Raw genomic sequence first — 17,868 nt, 5'->3', positions numbered from 1 at the left:
CGTTCTCCTTTACGTTGCGGACCGGGACATTGTGCCACGGCAAGGTCGGCGACTCAGGGTGAAATGGTGGTCACTCAACGCTCTCCGCTTCGGTGAAGATCTCGGAGATCCGGGACGGGTCCATCGGGTCGCCGGAGATGGCGTCGGCGAAGGCGGTGAGCAGCCGGGCGAACTCCACCCTGTCTGATTCCGGCCACGTGCGCATGATCTCGGCGAGATAGGCGGCACGGTGCCTTTCCGCGGAGTCGAGCACGCGCCGTCCGGCCTCGGTCAGCCGCAGGTCGGCCCGTCTGGCGTCGGACGCCGAGGCCCGGCGCGAGACGAAGCCGGCGTCGATGGCGTGCCCGACCAGCCGGGACGCGGTCGAGGGGTCGACCTCCAGCCGTTCGGCGACGGCGCCGATGGTCACCTCGCCGCCCGCCTCGCCGAGCCTGCCGACGGCGCTCACCACCATGAGGTTGGAGAGCTGGAGCGGCCGGGTGCCCGAGTGCTGCGCGCCGACCTTCTTCATGAGGTCGGGACGCGCCCACACCCGGCGCAGCCGGAACAGCGACGTGCCGATCTGGGTGAGGAGGGGATCGTGGGCCACGGTCTCCATCACATCCCTTTCGTGTGGTTCGCAAGGATCCACGCCGTCTGTCCGAGGAGCACCGGCGGCCGGAAGGAAAAATGTATGGTGCACACGGTCTCACGTCACCGTGAAGGAGCCTTGTGGAATCCCCCCGTTTCAGCAAGCGCCAGATCCGGATCATCCTCGCGGGCCTCATGCTCGGCACGTTCCTCGCCGCGCTCGACCAGATGATCGTCTCCACCGCCCTGCCGACCATCGTCGGCGAGCTCGACGGCCTTGAGCACATCTCCTGGGTCGTCACCGCGTACCTGCTCGCCTCGACCGTGGCGATGCCGCTGTACGGCAAGCTCGGCGACCTCTACGGCCGCAAGCCCGTCCTGGTCTTCGTGATCGTCGTCTTCCTCCTCGGCTCGGTGCTGTGCGGCGCGGCCCAGTCGATGACCCAGCTCATCGCGTTCCGGGCCGTGCAGGGGCTCGGCGGCGGCGGGCTGATGCTGAGCGCGATCGCCATCGTCGCCGAGGTGGTGCCGCCCCGCGAGCGCGGCCGGTACCAGGGCCTGTTCGGCGCGATGTTCGGGATCGCCTCGATCGTCGGCCCGCTGATCGGCGGGTTCTTCACCGACCATCTGACCTGGCGCTGGATCTTCTACATCAACCTTCCGCTCGGCGCGGTGGCGCTGGCCGTCGCGGTGCTCGGGCTGCGGCTGCCGCGCCCCGCGGCGCGCAAGCCGAAGATCGACTACGCCGGTGCGGCGCTGCTGGCGGGCGCGGTCACCTGCGTGGTGCTGTGCACGAGCTGGGGCGGGACGGAGTACGCCTGGGCGTCACCGGTCGTCCTCGGCCTCGGCGCGGGCGGCGCGGTGCTGCTCGCGCTGTTCCTGCTCGTCGAGCGCAGGGCCGCGGAGCCGGTGATCCCACTGCGGCTGTTCGGCATGCGGACCTTCTCCGGTGCCTGCGTCGCGAGCTTCTTCACCGGGTTCGCGATGTTCGGGTGCATCGCGTTCCTCCCGCTGTTCCTGCAGCTGGTGAGCGGGGTGTCGGCGACGAACTCGGGACTGCTGACGCTGCCGATGATGGTGGGCCTGCTGGCGTCGTCGATCACCGCGGGCCGCCTCACCACGCGCACCGGCAGGTACAAGGTCTTTCCGATCGCGGGCACCGTCGTCGCCGCGCTCGGGCTGTTCCTGCTGTCCACGATGGACCTCGGCACCGCCAAGGCGACCTCCGCGGTGTTCATGGTGATCCTCGGCCTCGGGCTCGGGCTGGTCATGCAGACCGTGGTCCTGGCCGTCCAGAACGTCATCGACCTCCGCGACCTCGGCAGCGGGACCTCGACGGTCACCTTCGCCCGCCAGGTCGGCGCGTCCTTCGGCGTCGCGGTCTTCGGCGCGATCTTCAACCACAGGCTCGCGGGCGAGCTCGCCGCGCGGCTGCCCGGCCAGGAGGCCCCGGAGACCTCCTCGATCTCCCGCAAGGCCATCGACGCGCTGCCGGGGCCGGTGCGGGACGCGGTGCTGCTGTCCTTCCAGGACTCGCTCACGGCGGTCTTCCGCTACGCGGTGCCGTTCATGCTCGTCGCCTTCCTGACGACGTTCTTGATCAAGGAACTGCCACTGCGCGGCGCACACCCCGCGGGAGCCGCCGGGGCAAAGCCCGCCGGCCCTGGCGGACGCGATCCGCAGGAGGTGCCGGGAAACTGAGCGAAAAGGCCCGGGACGAGCCGGTCATCAGAGGTATCGTCGCAGGTCGGAACGGGGATGGGCACCCTGGGACGGAAGATGTCACCGGGACCGGAGAGAAGGAAGGAAAAGCAGATATCCGCGTGCCGATAACCGCGTAGAGGGACGGCCAGAATGGCCGCCATGCCCGGGTGGACCCCGCTAGAGTGAGGTCCCGCCTAACCCGGACAGCCGGGATCAGAATCCATCGAAAGGGACCTGATGACTGTGCCCGACGTCCCCGACGAGGAACCCGGTGTGCGCGACCCGGACGACCTGCGCGCCTTCCCCGACGGACTGCTGTCCGACCGCGACCGCCGGATCCTGGCCTTCGAACGCCAATGGTGGAAGCACGCGGGCGCCAAGGAGCAGGCGATCCGCGAGACCTTCGACATGTCCGCGACCCGCTACTACCAGCTGCTCAACCTCCTGATCGACCGGCCACAGGCGCTGGTGCACGATCCGATGCTGGTCAAGCGGCTGCGCCGGATCCGCGCCCAGCGGCAGCGCCAGCGCGCTGCGCGCAGGTACGGATTCAATCCGTGACGACGGGGGCGGCGGGCTCTGCAAGACTGGCGGGGTGACCGTACTCGCCCCGCTCCTCAAAGCCCCCGGCGAAGCCCTCGTCGCGCTCGACTTCGACGGCACGCTCGCCCCCATCGTCCCCGATCCGACGCAGGCCCGCGCGCTCCCGGAGACCGCGCCGGTGCTGCGCGCGCTCGCGCCCAAGGTGCGCGCGATCGTCATCATCACCGGCAGGCCCGCCCTGCTCGCCGTGGAGTACGGCGGCCTCGCCGACGTCCCGAACCTGACCGTGCTCGGCCAGTACGGCCTGGAGCGGTGGTCGGCCGGGAGCCTTCAGACCCCACCGGAGCACCCCGGAGTGGCCGAGGCGCGGGCGAAGCTCCCGCTGCTGCTGGCGAAGGCGCCCGAGGGCGTCAGCCTCGAAGACAAGGGACATGCCCTGGCCGTTCACACGCGGCGCGCGGCGGAGCCCGAGGTGGCGCTGGAGAGGCTGCGGTCGATCCTTGAGGCGCTGGCGGAGAAGACGGGCCTGGCGATCGAGCCGGGAAGGCTGGTCCTTGAGCTGCGCCCGCCGGGCATGGACAAAGGCAAGGCGCTGACCTCGTTCGCCGAAGAGGTCGGCGCGGGCTCGGTGCTGGTCGCGGGCGACGACCTGGGCGACCTCGCCGCCTTCGCCGCCGCCGACGCGCTGGGCCTCCCCGCGGTCAAGGTGTGCAGCGGCTCCGCGGAGGTCGCCGCCCTGGCCGAACAGGCCGACGTGGTGGTGGACGGCCCCGCCGGGGTCGTGGCCCTCTTGGCGGAGCTTTGCGAAGAAATTTCATAAACTGGCCTTAGGCTCGTCGTGGTTCTAGGGTTTTCGCCCAACCCACCTGTGGATCACGATGAGGGGATCGGTCATGCCCGAGGCGCAATCGCTGAGGCCCGGCGACCCCGTGCAGCTCGGCCCCTACCGCCTCGTCGGACGGCTGGGGGAAGGCGGCCAAGGCGTCGTCTACCTGGCCACGGCGACGTCCGGGGAGCAGGTCGCGGTCAAGCGCCTGCACACCAGGTTCAGCGGGGACAACCGGGCGCGCGCCGCGTTCGCGCACGAACTCGAGTCCGCGCAGAAGGTCGACCCCTTCTGCACCGCGCGCATCCTCACCGCCGATGTCGAGGGTGACGTGCCCTACATCGCCAGCGAGTACATCCACGGCCTGTCGCTGAAGCGGACGGTCGAGGAATGGGGTCCGCGCGCGGGGTCGCAGCTCAACCGGCTGGCGATCGGCACCGCGACGGCCCTGGTCGCCATCCACAAGGCCGGCGTCGTGCACCGCGACTTCAAGCCGTCGAACGTGATCCTCGGTCCGGACGGGCCGCGGGTCATCGACTTCGGCGTCGCCCGCGCGCTCGACCTCACGACGGCGTCGGTCTCCACCGGCGGTCCCCTCGGCACGCCCGCCTACATGGCGCCCGAGCAGTTCGCCCGCGCGCCCGTCGACCGCCCGGTCGACGTGTTCGCCTGGGCGTCGACGCTGGTGTACGCCTCCTGCGGGGAGCCGCCGTTCGGCAACGACTCGATCTCGGTGGTGATCAACCGGATCCTGCACACCGAGCCCGATCTCGGCGCGCTCACCGGCGGCCTGCGCGAGCTCGCCGAGGCGTGCCTGGCCAAGGACCCCGCGGCGCGGCCGACCGCCGAGCAGCTGCTCTTCGATCTCATCGGCACCGGGCGCTCCGACGATCCGTTCCCGGCCGCACCCGCCGCGCCGCGCCCGCCGTCCCGCGAGCGGGCCTCGATGTCGAGCCACTCCAACCCGACGGCCTCGCGCCTCGAACTGCGGGCGATCGAGCGCGCGGCGGCACGTCGCAAGAACTCGGTGCGCTACGGCATCGTCGGCGGGGTCATGGCGGTCGCCGCGATGGCGGTGGCCGCGGTCGTGCTGCTGTCCGGCGGCGGCACCCAGAAGGACCTCGAACCGCCGAGCCCGTCGGTGATGGCGACGGGCGGGGCCACCTCGCAGGTGCGCCCGCCGACGGGTCCGGCGCTGGAGCTGCGCAGCACCGACGACTACACGTACACGATCGCGGGGGTGGGCGGCGGCACCGAGGAGGTGGGCGGCAAGAAGTACGCCTACGCCGACTACCTCATCGCCAACACCCAGGAGCAGCCGGTGCCGCTGGAGTTCCCGGGCGACCTGTTCATCGAGCGGTCGAAGGCGCCGAAGGGCGTGGCGTGCATGGAGCAGGCGGGCGCGCCGTCCAGCCGCTGCACCGTGGAGAACGAGACGACGGTGAAGGCGCTCCTCGACGGCTCGGACGCCCCCCTGATGGTCGACGGCGACGAGTACATGGCCGCGGGAGCGTCCTACCTGCTGCGGATCCGGACGAAGGACCCGGTGCCGGGCGACGTCAAGGCCGCTGACCTCGGGATCTATGTCTGGGAGGTCCGGTTCTTCCAGGACCGGAAGGCACGGCACATTGAGTTCCCCGGATAGCCCGGCGCCACCCCGCCGCGCCGGGAATGGCCGCAACCGGCCACGAGAGCTCGGTTACACGCCTCCGCGAGGGGCCAGGATTCCCGGCATGGAAGACCTCCAGGCGGGCGATCCGGAACAGATCGGCCCCTATCGCTTGACCGCCCGGCTCGGGCGCGGCGCGCAGGGGGTGGTCTACCTCGGCGACCGCGACGGCGACCTGGCCGCGGTGAAGCTGCTGCACGCGAGATTCGGCGGCAACCACCGGCTGCGCGCCAGGTTCGCCCAGGATCTGTCGGCCGCGCAGCGGGTGGACGACCCGTGCGTCGCCCGGCTGCTGGGCGCGGGCATCGAGCGGGGCGCCCCATGGGTGGCGTCGGAGTTCGTGCACGGCCTCTCGCTGAGCGACGTGGTGGAGGGCGCGGGCCCGCGCGTCGGCCCGCCGCTCGACAGGCTCGCCATCGGCGTGGCCGGGGCGCTGTGGGCGATGCACCGGGCCGGGGTGATCCACCGGGATCTGCGGCCGGGCAACGTGCTGCTGGATTCGGGCGGCCCGCGCGTCATCGACTTCGGCTACGGGGCCGCGCTGGAGGGCGGCGGCGTCCGGGGCGTGCTCGGCGGCCCGTCGTTCCGCGCGCCCGAGCAGGTCTCGGGCCGGGAGACGGATTCGGCCGCCGACGTGTGGGCGTGGGGCTGCCTCATGGTCTACGCCGCGGCGGGACGCCCTCCGTTCGGCGAGGGGTCGATCCAGGACGTCGTCACCAGGGTCCTCACCGAGCCGCCTTCGCTGGGCGGGCTCGACGGACGGCTTGGACAGCTCGTGGAAGACAGTCTCGCGAAGGAACCGAGGCGAAGGCCGTCCGCGCAGCAGCTGCTGCTGGAACTGACGGGGACGACGGCGCCTTCGGCGAGGTCGTGGCCGTCGCTCTCGGTCGTGCAGGCTCCGGCGAAGCCTCCGCGTCCGGCGATCGAGCCGGTGCAGCCGTATCTGGGGCTCGCCGGGGTGCAGGTGACCCCGCTGCGCCCGCTGCTGCTGGCGGCGTCGGTGGTGGTGCCGCTCGTGGTGGGCGGCGCCGTGGTGAAGTGGAACGAGAACCGCACGGAACCTGTCGTGGCGCAGGTGGCCGCGGCCACGGCGGATCGCCGGCTCGACCTCGGCGGCGCCTATCGCGTCAAGGCGCTGAAGGGCGGGACCGCCGACGGCAGGGCCTTCGCCGACTACGAGATCGTCAACACCTCGGGTGCGCCGATCGACCTGGAGACGCCGGGCGAGCTGCTCATCCGCAAGGCCGCGCTGCCCGAGGGCGTGCGGGCGGGGTGCGAGCCGGTCCTGGCGATGTGCGCGCTGCGCACGGGCACCGTGGTGCGTGAGGCGGTGGCCGGTTCGCCGCCGCCGAGACTGCGGGACGGCACCTTGACGATGCCGCCCCGCGCCGCATACGTGCTGCGGATCTCCACCACCGATCGGGTGGAGGCCGAGCTCGGCCAGGCCGATCTCGGGTTGTACGTGCTCGATCCGAGGTTCACCCAGCAGGCCATCGCGCTGCCCTTCGGGACGTAGCCGTCAGCTCTCGGCGAGGATGCCGTAGAGCTTGCGCTTGGCGTCCCCGACGATCTCCAGGGAGCGGGCCTGCTGCTCCTCGGTGCCGGCCATCATGACCTGCTTGAGCGCCACGGCGAGCTGGTGGACCGATTCGCGTGCCTTGACCGCGGAGTCCCCCGCGGCGTCGGCGACGGCGCGCCAGGGCTCCGGGTCGGCGGCCGCGGTGGTCGCGCCCTGCTCGGTGATGGTGAAAAGGCGCTTGCCTTCCTGCTCGGCGCTGGTGACCAGGCCCTCTTCCTCCAGGAGCTGGAGGGTGGGGTAGACCGAGCCGGGGCTGGGCCGCCAGATGCCGCCCGTCCTGTTCTCCAGCTCGCTGATCATCTCGTAGCCGTGCATGGGGCGCTCGGCGAGGAGGGCCAGCAGCGCCGCCTTGACGTTGCCGCGACGGGCGCGTCCGCGCCTGCCGCCGGGGCCGCCGAGTCCGCCTCCGCGGGGGCCGCCGCCGCCGGGGCCCCAGGGGCCGAAGTCGCCGCGCCTGCCGCGGCCTCGCCGCGGACCCATGTTCTCTTCGTGATGGCGATACATGATCGCTTCCTTCCGGTAAGTGTCTCGACTGTTTGTCGATGGCTCAACGATATATCGGAAGCGTGTCGTTGGCAAGTCGTCGGCGCGGAGTCCTCCCCGGGGAGGGGGAACGAGGGCATGAAGAAGGCCGCCCGTCGCAGGTGACGGGCGGCCCGGTACGTCGGGGTCCGAGTGGGCTAGGGGGCCTGGAGCTTCAACGTCCGCAGGATCTGGTCGCTGATGTCGGGGCCCGCGGCCTGCTTGATCCGGACCCAGGCGCCGAAGGTCTTGTCCTCCTTCACCACGCCGACCTCGGTGATCGACGGGACACCGGTCTTGCACTGCGTCCACGGGGTGATCGTCGCGCCGAGATCGCCGATCTTGAGCGAGCGGGCCTCGCCCTTGACGCAGCCGCCGTCTTCGGGCGCCGTGTGGTCGGACTCTCCCTTGGGGGGCAGCGTCAGCGCCGTGGTGAGGCCGACGAAGACGCCGGGGGACTTGGCGTCGGCGGGCCGGAAGTCGTCCTTGTTCGTGGTCGCGCGCAGCACCGGCCGATCGGCGGCGTCGTCCACCCCGGCGTTGGCCGAGGGGTTCCAGATGGACTCCCCGGTGTCCTGCGTCCACTCGGCCGGCACGCTCACCTGGATCTTCCGGCTCGGGTCGGCCAGCGGGACGAGCGCGACCGTCGGGGTCGGCTTCGGCTCGGGTTCGCCGCCGCCGAGCCGGAACAGCACGGTGGCGACCGCGCCGAGCACCAGCACGCCCGCGGTGATCACCGCGGGGAGCAGCAGCCGCTGCCGGGGCGGACGGGGCGCGGAGGCCGCGGCCGGGGGGACGGGCGCGGCGGGCCGCCCGGGGGTGAAGCCGCCGTGCGGAGGGGGCGGCGGGCCCTGCGGGTGCTGCCTGCCGAAGGGGGTGTCGCCGAAAGGGGTGTCGCGCGGGGGCTGGGGCCGCCGGTCGAGCATCGGATCGTGGTCGAGGACCGTCGCGTCGTCGCCCTCGGGGTACCGGACGGCCTGGGTCTCGGCGTCGGAAGGGGCCTCGGGCCGGTACCGCGGCTGCCCGGACGGTTCCTGCGGGGGCTGAGGGCTGCCGTAAGGCTCGAAACTCGGCAGGTCGGGGGAAGTGCGCGCGGCGGGCGGCACGGGGCGCGGCGCGGCCGACAGGGGCGCCTCGCCGCGGCGCAGCGCCGCGATCGCCTTCGCGTACGCGTCGGCGGTCGGCCAGCGCAGCTCGCGGTCGGCCTCCAGCGCCTTGAGCACCACGGCGTCGATCTCGGGCGTGACCGCCGGGTTGTGCGCGCTCGGCGGCACCTTGACCGGCGCCGGGCCCGGCGCCCTTCCGGCCAGCAGGTGGTAGCTCAGAGCGCCCACACCGTAGACGTCCGCCCGCACGTCGAGGCCGCCGCCGAAGCGGGCCTGCTCGGGCGACATGTAGCCGGGGGTGCCGACCGGGAGCGTGAACGCCCCCGACGCGTGCGCCAGCGCCTTCGCCAGACCGAGGTCGGCGATGAGCAGGCGCTCGCCCTGCCCGTCCTTGGTCGTCTGGAAGAGGATGTTCGACGGCTTCAGGTCGCGGTGGATGACGCCCAGTTCGTTGATCACCTCGACGCCGTGGGAGATGTCCTCGATGTAGGCCAGGGCGGTGCTGACCGGAAGTGGACCGCCCTGCTTCATCCGGTCCGACAGCGATCCGCGGTCGGCGAAGGACATGACGAAGTACGGGCGGCCGTCAGGCAGCTCGCCGAACTCGTGCACCCGGACGAGCCGCTCGGAGTCGGCCCGCCGCAGGATACGGGCCTCTTCCAGGAAGCGGTTGCGCACGTCCAGATCGTCAAGGAGAGCCCCGGACAGGACCTTGATGGCGACCTGGTCGTTCAGGTCGTCGTCCAGGCCGAGCCAGACGGAGGCGAACGCCCCCTGTCCGAGGACTCGATCGATTCGGTAACGGCCGACGGCTGAAGGCATGGACACCCCGATATCATGCCCTTTGAGCGGTCATGAAGGGGAGCGGAAGCGGATGGCGTTCAACGAACGAACCGAAGAGCTGGCCTTGAAGGCCGCCCAGGGAGACCAGGGTGCGCTCAACGATCTCCTCGGTCTAATCCAAAGCGATGTCCTGCGGCATACGGGCAGATTCCTCCCGTGCAGGCAGGACGCGGAAGAGGCGTGCCAGGACGCGCTGCTCCAGGTGGCGCGCAACATCCACAGGTTCGAGGGCCGCTCGCGGTTCTCCACCTGGCTGCATGTGGTCGTGGCCAACTCCGCCAGGTCGACCTACCGGTCGCTCAAGCGCCGCTCGGTCGAGCAGGCGGGCGAGCTTCCGTCACAGCGGCCGGACCCGCGGCGCACCAGCGTCATCGCCGGATCCCGGGTGGACATCCTGGAGGCGATGGAGGAGCTGGAGGCCAAGAAGCCCGACCTCATCCAGGCCCTGGTGCTGCGGGACGTCTCCCAGTTGGAGTACAGCGAGATCGCGGCGCAGCTCAACCTGCCCCTCGGCACCGTGAAGTCCCGTATCCACGAGGCCCGCAAGCAGGTCCGCGCCACCCTGGGCGAGTCTTACTCCTGACAAGGCCGGCAGACGCCTAGGGGCCGCCCGTACGCGGGCGGCCCCTAGGCGTTCTTTCTTCAGTCCAGGGCGGCGAGCTGTTCCGCGAACCAGCGGCCGGGAGGCAGGGCGGTCGCGGCGTCGGCGAGGCGCTTGGTGCGGTTGCGGCGGTCGTCGCCGCTCAGCAGGAGGGCCTGGTTGAGGGTCTCGGCGGTCTGCGAGACGTCGAACGGGTTGACCACCAGCGCGTCGTCGGAGAGCTCCGCCGCGGCGCCGGCCTCGCGGGACAGGACCAGCGCGCAGCCCTTCTCCGATAGGACGGGACCCTCCTTGGCGACGAGGTTCATGCCGTCGCGGATCGGGTTCACCACGAGCACGTCGGCGAGCTGGTAGGCCGCCAGCGACCTTGCGTAGTCGTCCTTCACCTGGAGGATCAGCGGGGTCCAGTCTTCGGTGCCGAACTCGTCGTTGATCTCGGCGGCCAGCCGCTCGACCGCCGCGGTGTAGGCGCGGTACTCCGGCAGATCCGTCCGCGACGGGTAGGCGAACGCCAGGTGGACGACCCGGCCGCGCCACTCGGGATGGTTGAGGAGCAGCTCCCAGTAGGCGGCGAGGCCCCTGACGATGTTCTTCGACAGCTCGGTGCGGTCGATCCGCAGGATGAGCTGCCGGTCGCCGACCTGTTCGCGCAGGCCCGCGATCCGCTCGGCCACGTCGGCCTGCCCGGCCCGCTCGCGCAGCTCGGGACCGTCCACGCCCAGGGCGTGGACGCCGACGCGGGTCGTCCGCCCCCGGTACGTCACGGTGCCGGCGACGGGGTCGATCCGCGCGCCGAGGATCTCGTCGCAGCAGGCGAGGAACGCCTCGGCCCAGCGCTCGCACAGGAAGCCGAGATGGTCGGCGCCGAGCATGCCCTCCAGGATGGCGATGCCGATGTCGTCCGGCAGCAGCCGGAAGTAGGCGGGCGGCGCCCAGGGGGTGTGCGAGAAGTGCGCGATCCGAAGGTCGGGCCGGGCCTCGCGGAGCATCCCCGGCACCAGAGACAGGTGGTAGTCCTGCACGACGACCTTCGCGCCCGGCTCCGCGTCCTGCCCCAGCGCCCCGGCGAAGGCGGCGTTGTAGGCGGAGTAGGCCTGCCAGTCGCGCCGGAAGGTGGCGTCGAAGTGCGGGGCGGTCGGGGTCGCGTAGAGAAGGTGGTGGACGAACCACAGGGTGGAGTTGGCGATGGAGTTGTAGGCCCGGTGGAAGGTCTGCTCGGGGATGTCGAGCATCCTCACCGCCCCCGTGTCGTGGCCCGCCTTGTCGAGGCGTCCTTCGGGGTCCTGCCGGGCCGCCGTGCGGTCGGCGTCCGAGAGCGCCGCGCACACCCAGAGGAGATCGGTTCCGGCGGCGACCGAGGCGAGCCCGGAGACGAGGCCGCCCCCTCCCCGGCGCATGGTCAGGGTGCCGTCCTCGGCGCGGCCGAAGGAGACGGGACCGCGGTTGCTGGCGACGAGTACCTGCATGCACGAAGTGTCGCACGGCACATCGGGGCGGCCCCGGTCAAGGTCGGCCCTGACCTGCCCGGCAGTGGCGCAACTCACACTCGGGCACGGTCCAACCAGGTGGCCGCCCCGGCCGTGCGGCCGATCGGACACCTGAGGTAAAGTCGGGACACAACTTCATACACGCCCGTCGTTTTCTGACGGGCGCTCATCCAGAGGGGTGGAGGGACCGGCCCTGCGAAGCCCCGGCAACCCTTCCGGCGATCCGCGCTGACCTTGCGCGCGCTCCCGGAACAGGTGCCAACTCCGGCCTGCGACCAGATCGGCGCAGGTAAAGATGAGGGAGAGGCCTCGCACATCATGCCCAACCTGGGTAACGCCACCGCGCTCACCTGCCGCGAATGCGGCAACTCCGTCGAACTCGGCCCGTACTACGCCTGTGCCGAGTGTTTCGGCCCGCTCGAGGTCTCCTACGACGTCAAGGGCGTGACGCGGGAGTCCATCGAAGCGGGACCCCACAACATCTGGCGTTACAAGGACCTGCTGCCGGTCCCCCCGAACGTCGCCGAGATCCCCAACCTCGAGCCCGGCTTCACCCGTCTGGTGAAGGCCGACCAGCTCGCTTCCGCGCTCGGCCTGAGCGCGCTGTGGGTCAAGGACGACAGCGGCAACCCCACCCACTCCTTCAAGGACCGCGTGGTCGGCGTGGCCCTGGCCGCCGCCCGCGAACTCGGCTTCAAGGTGCTGGCCTGCCCGTCCACCGGCAACCTGGCCAACGCCGTCGCCGCCGCGGCGGCCCGCGCGGGCATCCGCAGCGCGGTCTTCGTGCCGTCGGACCTGGAGCAGCAGAAGATCATCACCACCGCCGTGTACGACGGCACGTTCGTGACCGTGGACGGCAACTACGACGACGTCAACCGTCTGGCCTCGGAACTGGCCGGCGAGCAGGAAGACTGGGCGTTCGTCAACGTCAACGTCCGGCCGTACTACGCCGAGGGCTCCAAGACCCTCGGCTACGAGATCGCCGAGCAGCTCGGCTGGCGGCTGCCCGACCAGATCGTCGTCCCGATCGCGTCCGGCTCCCAGCTGACGAAGATCGACAAGGCCTTCCAGGAGCTGATCAAGCTCGGCCTCGTCGAGGACCGGCCCTACAAGGTCTACGGCGCCCAGGCCGAGGGGTGCAGCCCGGTGTCCGCCGCGTACAAGGCGGGCCAGGACGTCATCCGCCCGGTCAAGCCGAACACCATCGCCAAGTCCCTGGCGATCGGCAACCCGGCCGACGGCCCCTACGTCCTCGACGCGGTCCGCCGCACCGGTGGCGCGATCGAGGACGTCACCGACACCGAGGTCGTCGACGCGATCCGGCTGCTGGCCAGGACCGAGGGCATCTTCGCCGAGACCGCGGGCGGCGTGACCGTCGGCGTGCTGAAGAAGCTCATCGACAGCGGGCAGCTCGACCCGTCGCTGGAGACGGTCATCATCAACTCGGGCGAAGGCCTGAAGACCCTGGACGCGGTGGCCCCGGTCGCCAAGCCGTCCGCCAACATCGCGCCCTCGATCGAGGCGTTCCGCGCTACCGGATTGGTCTGAATCTAGATATGAGTGTTTCCGTCCGCATTCCCACGATCCTCCGCACCTACACGGGCGGCGAGGCCGAGGTCAAGGCGACCGGGGAGACCCTCCGCGAGGTCATCGCCGACCTCGAGGCGAACTACACGGGCATCGCCGCGCGTGTGCTGGACGACACCGGCAAACTGCGCCGTTTCGTCAACGTCTACGTCGGCGACGAGGACGTCAGGTTCGAGCAGGGCCTGGACACCGCGACCCCCGCGGGCGTCCAGGTGTCGATCATCCCGGCCGTCGCCGGAGGCTGCTAGCCGCGAGCGCCCGACACAGCGACTTTACAGAAAGGGCTTTCCCGTCAGAATGGGAAAGCCCTTTCATGTTCTGGGGCGGTTCGATAATGGTGGCCACACCCGGCCGGGACATTCCCTCTGTCTGATACAGCCAGGTATGTTCCGTTGCCATCTCCATCACGCCCGGATATCCGGGGGGTCTCGAATGGGGATCGGGGAGTCCGAGGTGGATTCCCCGGCCGTTCCGCGGTCCAGGGGGGCCGCGGCTCGAGTCAGGGTTCAAGCATGGCGCAGGGCACCGTGAAGTGGTTCAACGCGGACAAGGGATACGGATTCATCGCCGTCGACGGCGGCCGTGACGTGTTCGTCCACCACAGCTCCATCCAGATGGACGGCTACCGCACCCTCGAGCAGGGACAGCGGGTCGAGTTCGAGATCACCCAATCCGACCGGGGGCCGCAGGCCGACCTCGTCCGATCCCTCTGATCCCTCCGATCCGGACCGCACGCACGGACCCGCCGCCCCTCCCCGGGGCGCGCGGGTCTTTCTGTTAGACCGCTGGTCAGGGTGGATGCGGCTTGCACTCTCCAGGGTAGAGTGCTAAACAGTGTTCTGGCACTCTCTGGGTGAGAGTGACAACCACAAGCTTCAGGGTCGGGACGATGAGGTCTGGCTCTCGGGTGGCACGCATGGGGCCGTCCGCAGGGTGAGGTCGTCCGTCGCGGGCATCCACCCGATCCGCCATGTTCCGCATCCACTACTGAGGAGGATCTGGAGCCGATGGCTGCCAAGATGATCGCGTTCGACGAGGAGGCCCGGCGCGGTCTCGAGCGTGGCATGAACCAGCTCGCAGACGCCGTCAAGGTGACGCTTGGCCCGAAGGGCCGCAACGTCGTGCTGGAGAAGAAGTGGGGCGCCCCCACGATCACCAACGACGGTGTCTCCATCGCCAAGGAGATCGAGCTCGAAGACCCGTGGGAGAAGATCGGGGCCGAGCTCGTCAAGGAGGTCGCCAAGAAGACCGACGACGTCGCGGGTGACGGCACCACCACCGCCACCGTCCTGGCCCAGGCGCTCGTGCGCGAGGGTCTGCGCAACGTCGCCGCCGGCGCGAACCCGATGTCCCTGAAGAAGGGCATCGAGGCCGCCGTCGCCGCCGTCTCCGAGCAGCTCTCCCAGCTGTCCAAGGAGATCGAGACGAAGGAGCAGATCGCCTCCACCGCCTCCATCTCCGCCGCCGACACCGAGATCGGCACGCTCATCGCCGAGGCGATGGACAAGGTCGGCAAGGAAGGCGTCATCACGGTCGAGGAGAGCAACGCCTTCGGGCTGGAGCTCGAGCTCACCGAGGGCATGCGCTTCGACAAGGGCTACATCTCGCCCTACTTCGTGACCGACCCCGAGCGGATGGAGGCGTCGCTCGACGACCCGTACATCCTCATCGTCGGCGGCAAGGCCTCCTCCAACAAGGACCTGCTGCCGGTGCTCGAGCAGGTCATGCAGGCCGGCAAGCCGCTGCTGATCATCGCCGAGGACGTCGACGGCGAGGCCCTGGCCACGCTGGTCGTCAACAAGATCCGCGGCATCTTCAAGTCCGTCGCCGTCAAGGCGCCGGGCTTCGGTGACCGCCGCAAGGCCATGCTCGGCGACATCGCCGTGCTGACCGGCGGCCAGGTCATCACCGAAGAGGTCGGCCTCAAGCTCGACTCGGTGACCCTCGACCAGCTGGGCCGCGCCCGCAAGGTCGTCATCACCAAGGACGAGACCACCATCGTCGAGGGCGCGGGCGACGCGACCGAGATCCAGGGCCGGGTCAACCAGATCCGCCTGGAGATCGACAACACCGACTCCGACTACGACCGCGAGAAGCTCCAGGAGCGCCTGGCCAAGCTCGCGGGCGGTGTCGCGGTCATCAAGGCCGGCGCCGCCACCGAGGTGGAGCTCAAGGAGCGCAAGCACCGCATCGAGGACGCCGTTCGCAACGCGAAGGCGGCCGTCGAAGAGGGCATCGTCCCCGGCGGTGGCGTGGCGCTGCTGCAGGCGTCGGTCAGCGCGTTCGACAAGCTCGACCTGACGGGCGACGAGGCCACCGGTGCCGCGATCGTCAAGAAGGCGCTCGAGGAGCCGATCAAGCAGATCGCCGTCAACGCCGGCCTTGAGGGCGGCGTCGTGGTGGAGAAGGTCCGCAACCTGCCCGCGGGCCAGGGCCTGAACGCCGCCACCGGCGAGTACGTCGACATGTTCGCCTCCGGCATCATCGACCCGGCGAAGGTCACCCGCTCGGCGCTGCAGAACGCGGCGTCCATCGCGGCCCTGTTCCTCACCACCGAGGCCGTCATCGCCGAGAAGCCCGAGAAGAACCCGGCCCCGGCCGGTATGCCCGACGGCGGAGGCATGGACTTCTAAGAAGTCCGCGCGCCACGGAGGCAAAGAAAGGGCGGTCCCTCTCGGGGCCGCCCTTTCGGCATGCCGTCTCCCTTTTCGGGAAGAGCCGCGGGAGGCTCTCCCCCGGGAGAATTCGAAGAACGTCGCGTGATGGGGGAAGGCCCGGTCACGGGCTCCTGACGGGCTGCGGTTCGAGCGTGGCCCGCAGGTCGTAGTCGGCTCGGGCGGTCAGGATCTCGTCGACATGGAATTCGGCCCAGGACTTGATTCCGCTCATCAGGGTGATGACGCTCCGGCCGAGCGGAGTGAGCTCGTATTCGACTTTCGGGGGGATCGTCGGATAGACGGTCCGCAGGACCACGCCATCGCGTTCCATGGTGCGCAGGGTCGAGGTGAGGCTCTTCTGGGTGATGCCGCCGATCCGGCGCCGGAGCTCGCCGAAGCGGACCGGGCCGTCCTTGAGCGCGTCGACGAGCAGGCACGTCCACTTGTCGGCGAGGGCGATGAGGACTGTCCGCGACGCGCACTGAGCCAGATAGGCGTTCGCGTCGTAGCGGACCTGCTCAGGCTTGGTATCCATGAGGTACCTATATATCTCAAAGGTGCCTTCTTTCAAGGGGATACCTGTCGCGGTGAGGATGGAGGCACCCGGGGGGAAGCCTCCCGAAGACGACAGGAGCACCCATGCGCAAGCTCGTCCAGGACGCGTTCGGCACACCGGCCGAGGTCCTGCGGATCACCGAGGCCGCCCGTCCGGAGCCCGGCCCCGGCCAGGTCCTCATCGAGGTCGCGGCCGCGGGCGTCAACCCGGTGGACGTCGCCGTCAGCGCCGGGCACTACCCGCTGCTCGGCGACCCGCCCTTCACTGCGGGCTGGGACGTGGCCGGGACCGTCGCGGCCGTCGGGTCGGGCGTCTCGGCGTTCCGGCCGGGCGACCGCGTCCTCGGCCTGCCGGCCTTCCCGGCGGAGGCCGCGGCCCACGCCGAGTACGTCCTGGCGTCGGCGAACGAGCTCATCCCCATCCCGAAGGGGCTCGCGGTGGAGGAGGCGGGGGCGCTGCCGCTCGTGGGGCTCACCGCCTACCAGGCGCTGATCGGCATCGCCGAGGTGCGTCCGGGTCAGCGGGTGCTCGTGCACAGGGCCGCGGGCGGCGTCGGCCACCTCGCGGTGCAGCTCGCCAAGAGCAGGGGAGCCTGGGTGGTCGGGACGGCCTCCGCAGGCAAGCACGACCTCGTGCGCGCGCTCGGCGCCGACGAAGTGATCGACTACCAGGCGACGGACTACACCGAGGTGCTCGCCGGCCTCGACGTCGTCTTCGACCTTGTCGGCCACGACAACGGCCCGCGGTCGGCGGGCGTCCTGCGCGCGGGCGGCGTTCTCGTCGGCGCGCTGCCCGCCTTCCTCGGGCTCACTCAGGAGGAGGCCGCTGCTCGGGGGATCCGCCTGGCCGGCGTCGACGTCCGGCCCTCCGCCCATGACCTGGGCCACCTGACGGCGCTCGCGTCGGATGGCGCGCTCCGCGTCCACGTCGAGGCGGCCTTCCCCCTGGCGGACGCGGCCAAGGCCTACGAGACGGTCGCAGCAGGCCACGTCACCGGCAAGGTCGTCCTCGTGCCCTGACCGAACGACCCGGGCGGCCCGCCCCGCTCCTGGCGGGGAGGACGGAGCGGGCCCTGGCCGGGCGGTGCCGGGGTCCGCCCCGATCCTCTCGGGGAGCACGGGAGCACGGGAGCACGGGAGGGGCTGAGCGGGTGAGGGGACTTCCGTTGAACTTTTCCTGCGGGCCGGTTTGACGATCAGGCGGAGGGGGCATAACGTTTGCTTCGCCCCGCTGAGAGCGGGCCGCAACGAGGGAGACCGAGGGGCGGCCGATCGCGGGGAATCCTCTGAGATCCACCCGCTTGAGGGCGCGGTTCGCCGTGGCCGAAAGCGACAGATCGGGACGAAGTTTGACACTTCGGGCAGATCTGCTAGGTTAGGAGGGTTGCTCCGGAGCCCGGTACGAAAGTAGCGGATCTAGAGCACAGTGTGAGACAGGAAAAAGAAGTTGACAAGCTTCCGAAACCTGGTAAGTTAGAAGGGTTGCTCCAAAAGAAGCCCGAAAGGGTGGAAAACGGTGCGAGTCCGTTTCTTGAGAACTCAACAGCGTGCTAAAAGTCAGTGCCAAATTAGGCCAGGACTTCGGTTCTGGTCATCCTCGTCTGAGGATTTCTTTGAGG

General features: G+C 70.4%; 16 protein-coding genes and 1 riboswitch. Of the genes, 11 read left to right on the top strand and 5 right to left on the bottom strand.

Annotation, left to right across the window (positions count from 1 at the left end):
• Positions 1–70 precede the first annotated feature (70 nt).
• Positions 71–598 (bottom strand): MarR family winged helix-turn-helix transcriptional regulator, encoded by a 528-nt coding sequence (locus EDD29_RS39110; protein WP_123669215.1) that lies wholly within the window; start codon positions 596–598, stop codon positions 71–73.
• 113 nt (positions 599–711) lie between these two features.
• On the opposite strand from EDD29_RS39110, the gene EDD29_RS39105 reads away from it, so the two are divergent.
• The 5 genes from EDD29_RS39105 to EDD29_RS39085 all read left to right on the top strand — a co-directional run bounded on the left by EDD29_RS39105 (position 712) and on the right by EDD29_RS39085 (position 6,828).
• A complete protein-coding gene (locus EDD29_RS39105) occupies positions 712–2,271 on the top strand; it encodes an MDR family MFS transporter (RefSeq protein ID WP_246053234.1) in 1,560 nt (519 codons plus the stop codon).
• Between the two features lie 240 nt (positions 2,272–2,511).
• On the top strand, positions 2,512–2,835 hold the full coding sequence (locus tag EDD29_RS39100; protein WP_123669214.1) for a DUF3263 domain-containing protein: 324 nt from the start codon (positions 2,512–2,514) through the stop codon (positions 2,833–2,835).
• A gap of 34 nt (positions 2,836–2,869) precedes the next feature.
• Complete coding sequence (otsB, locus tag EDD29_RS39095; protein ID WP_246053233.1) at positions 2,870–3,637, top strand: trehalose-phosphatase; 768 nt, start codon at positions 2,870–2,872, stop codon at positions 3,635–3,637.
• A gap of 73 nt (positions 3,638–3,710) precedes the next feature.
• Positions 3,711–5,288 carry a serine/threonine protein kinase gene (locus EDD29_RS39090; protein WP_170201746.1) on the top strand — a complete coding sequence of 526 codons (1,578 nt, stop codon included), beginning with the start codon at positions 3,711–3,713 and terminating at the stop codon, positions 5,286–5,288.
• 88 nt (positions 5,289–5,376) lie between these two features.
• Positions 5,377–6,828, top strand: coding sequence for a serine/threonine protein kinase (locus EDD29_RS39085; protein ID WP_170201745.1), 1,452 nt, complete (start codon positions 5,377–5,379; stop codon positions 6,826–6,828).
• 3 nt (positions 6,829–6,831) lie between these two features.
• On the opposite strand, the gene EDD29_RS39080 is transcribed toward EDD29_RS39085, so the two are convergent.
• Both EDD29_RS39080 and EDD29_RS39075 read right to left on the bottom strand, forming a co-directional pair.
• Positions 6,832–7,395: a PadR family transcriptional regulator gene (locus EDD29_RS39080; RefSeq protein ID WP_123669210.1), complete on the bottom strand. Its 564-nt coding sequence runs from the start codon at positions 7,393–7,395 to the stop codon at positions 6,832–6,834.
• Positions 7,396–7,571: 176 nt separating this feature from the next.
• Positions 7,572–9,341 carry a serine/threonine-protein kinase gene (locus EDD29_RS39075; protein ID WP_246053232.1) on the bottom strand — a complete coding sequence of 590 codons (1,770 nt, stop codon included), beginning with the start codon at positions 9,339–9,341 and terminating at the stop codon, positions 7,572–7,574.
• A gap of 52 nt (positions 9,342–9,393) precedes the next feature.
• Here EDD29_RS39075 and EDD29_RS39070 point away from each other — a divergent pair, with 52 nt between their 5' ends.
• A complete protein-coding gene (locus EDD29_RS39070) occupies positions 9,394–9,945 on the top strand; it encodes an RNA polymerase sigma factor (RefSeq protein ID WP_123669208.1) in 552 nt (183 codons plus the stop codon).
• Positions 9,946–10,004: 59 nt separating this feature from the next.
• Here EDD29_RS39070 and EDD29_RS39065 read toward each other — a convergent pair whose 3' ends face one another.
• Positions 10,005–11,429 (bottom strand): alpha,alpha-trehalose-phosphate synthase (UDP-forming), encoded by a 1,425-nt coding sequence (locus tag EDD29_RS39065; RefSeq protein ID WP_123669207.1) that lies wholly within the window; start codon positions 11,427–11,429, stop codon positions 10,005–10,007.
• Between the two features lie 184 nt (positions 11,430–11,613).
• Positions 11,614–11,752, top strand: a riboswitch (SAM riboswitch).
• 16 nt (positions 11,753–11,768) lie between these two features.
• On the opposite strand from EDD29_RS39065, the gene thrC reads away from it, so the two are divergent.
• From thrC to groL, 4 genes are all read left to right on the top strand, one after another.
• Complete coding sequence (gene thrC / locus EDD29_RS39060) at positions 11,769–12,998, top strand: threonine synthase (protein ID WP_123669206.1); 1,230 nt, start codon at positions 11,769–11,771, stop codon at positions 12,996–12,998.
• A gap of 8 nt (positions 12,999–13,006) precedes the next feature.
• Complete coding sequence (locus EDD29_RS39055) at positions 13,007–13,285, top strand: MoaD/ThiS family protein (protein WP_123669205.1); 279 nt, start codon at positions 13,007–13,009, stop codon at positions 13,283–13,285.
• 264 nt (positions 13,286–13,549) lie between these two features.
• The gene (locus EDD29_RS39050) at positions 13,550–13,750 is read left to right on the top strand and encodes a cold-shock protein (RefSeq protein WP_123669204.1); all 201 of its coding nucleotides are present in this window, start codon (positions 13,550–13,552) and stop codon (positions 13,748–13,750) included.
• Between the two features lie 294 nt (positions 13,751–14,044).
• Positions 14,045–15,670: a chaperonin GroEL gene (groL, locus tag EDD29_RS39045; RefSeq protein ID WP_123669203.1), complete on the top strand. Its 1,626-nt coding sequence runs from the start codon at positions 14,045–14,047 to the stop codon at positions 15,668–15,670.
• A 145-nt stretch (positions 15,671–15,815) separates the two neighbouring features.
• On the opposite strand, the gene EDD29_RS39040 is transcribed toward groL, so the two are convergent.
• Complete coding sequence (locus EDD29_RS39040; protein WP_123669202.1) at positions 15,816–16,229, bottom strand: winged helix-turn-helix transcriptional regulator; 414 nt, start codon at positions 16,227–16,229, stop codon at positions 15,816–15,818.
• A 104-nt stretch (positions 16,230–16,333) separates the two neighbouring features.
• Between EDD29_RS39040 and EDD29_RS39035 the strand changes: the two genes are divergently transcribed.
• Positions 16,334–17,269 carry an NADP-dependent oxidoreductase gene (locus EDD29_RS39035; protein WP_123669201.1) on the top strand — a complete coding sequence of 312 codons (936 nt, stop codon included), beginning with the start codon at positions 16,334–16,336 and terminating at the stop codon, positions 17,267–17,269.
• Positions 17,270–17,868 lie beyond the last annotated feature (599 nt).

The sequence above is a fragment of the Actinocorallia herbida genome (genome assembly GCF_003751225.1).
GTDB classification, from domain to species: Bacteria; Actinomycetota; Actinomycetes; order Streptosporangiales; family Streptosporangiaceae; genus Actinocorallia; species Actinocorallia herbida.
Note: the sequence above shows the minus strand (reverse complement) of the source record. Positions and strands in the feature narration are given on the sequence as shown.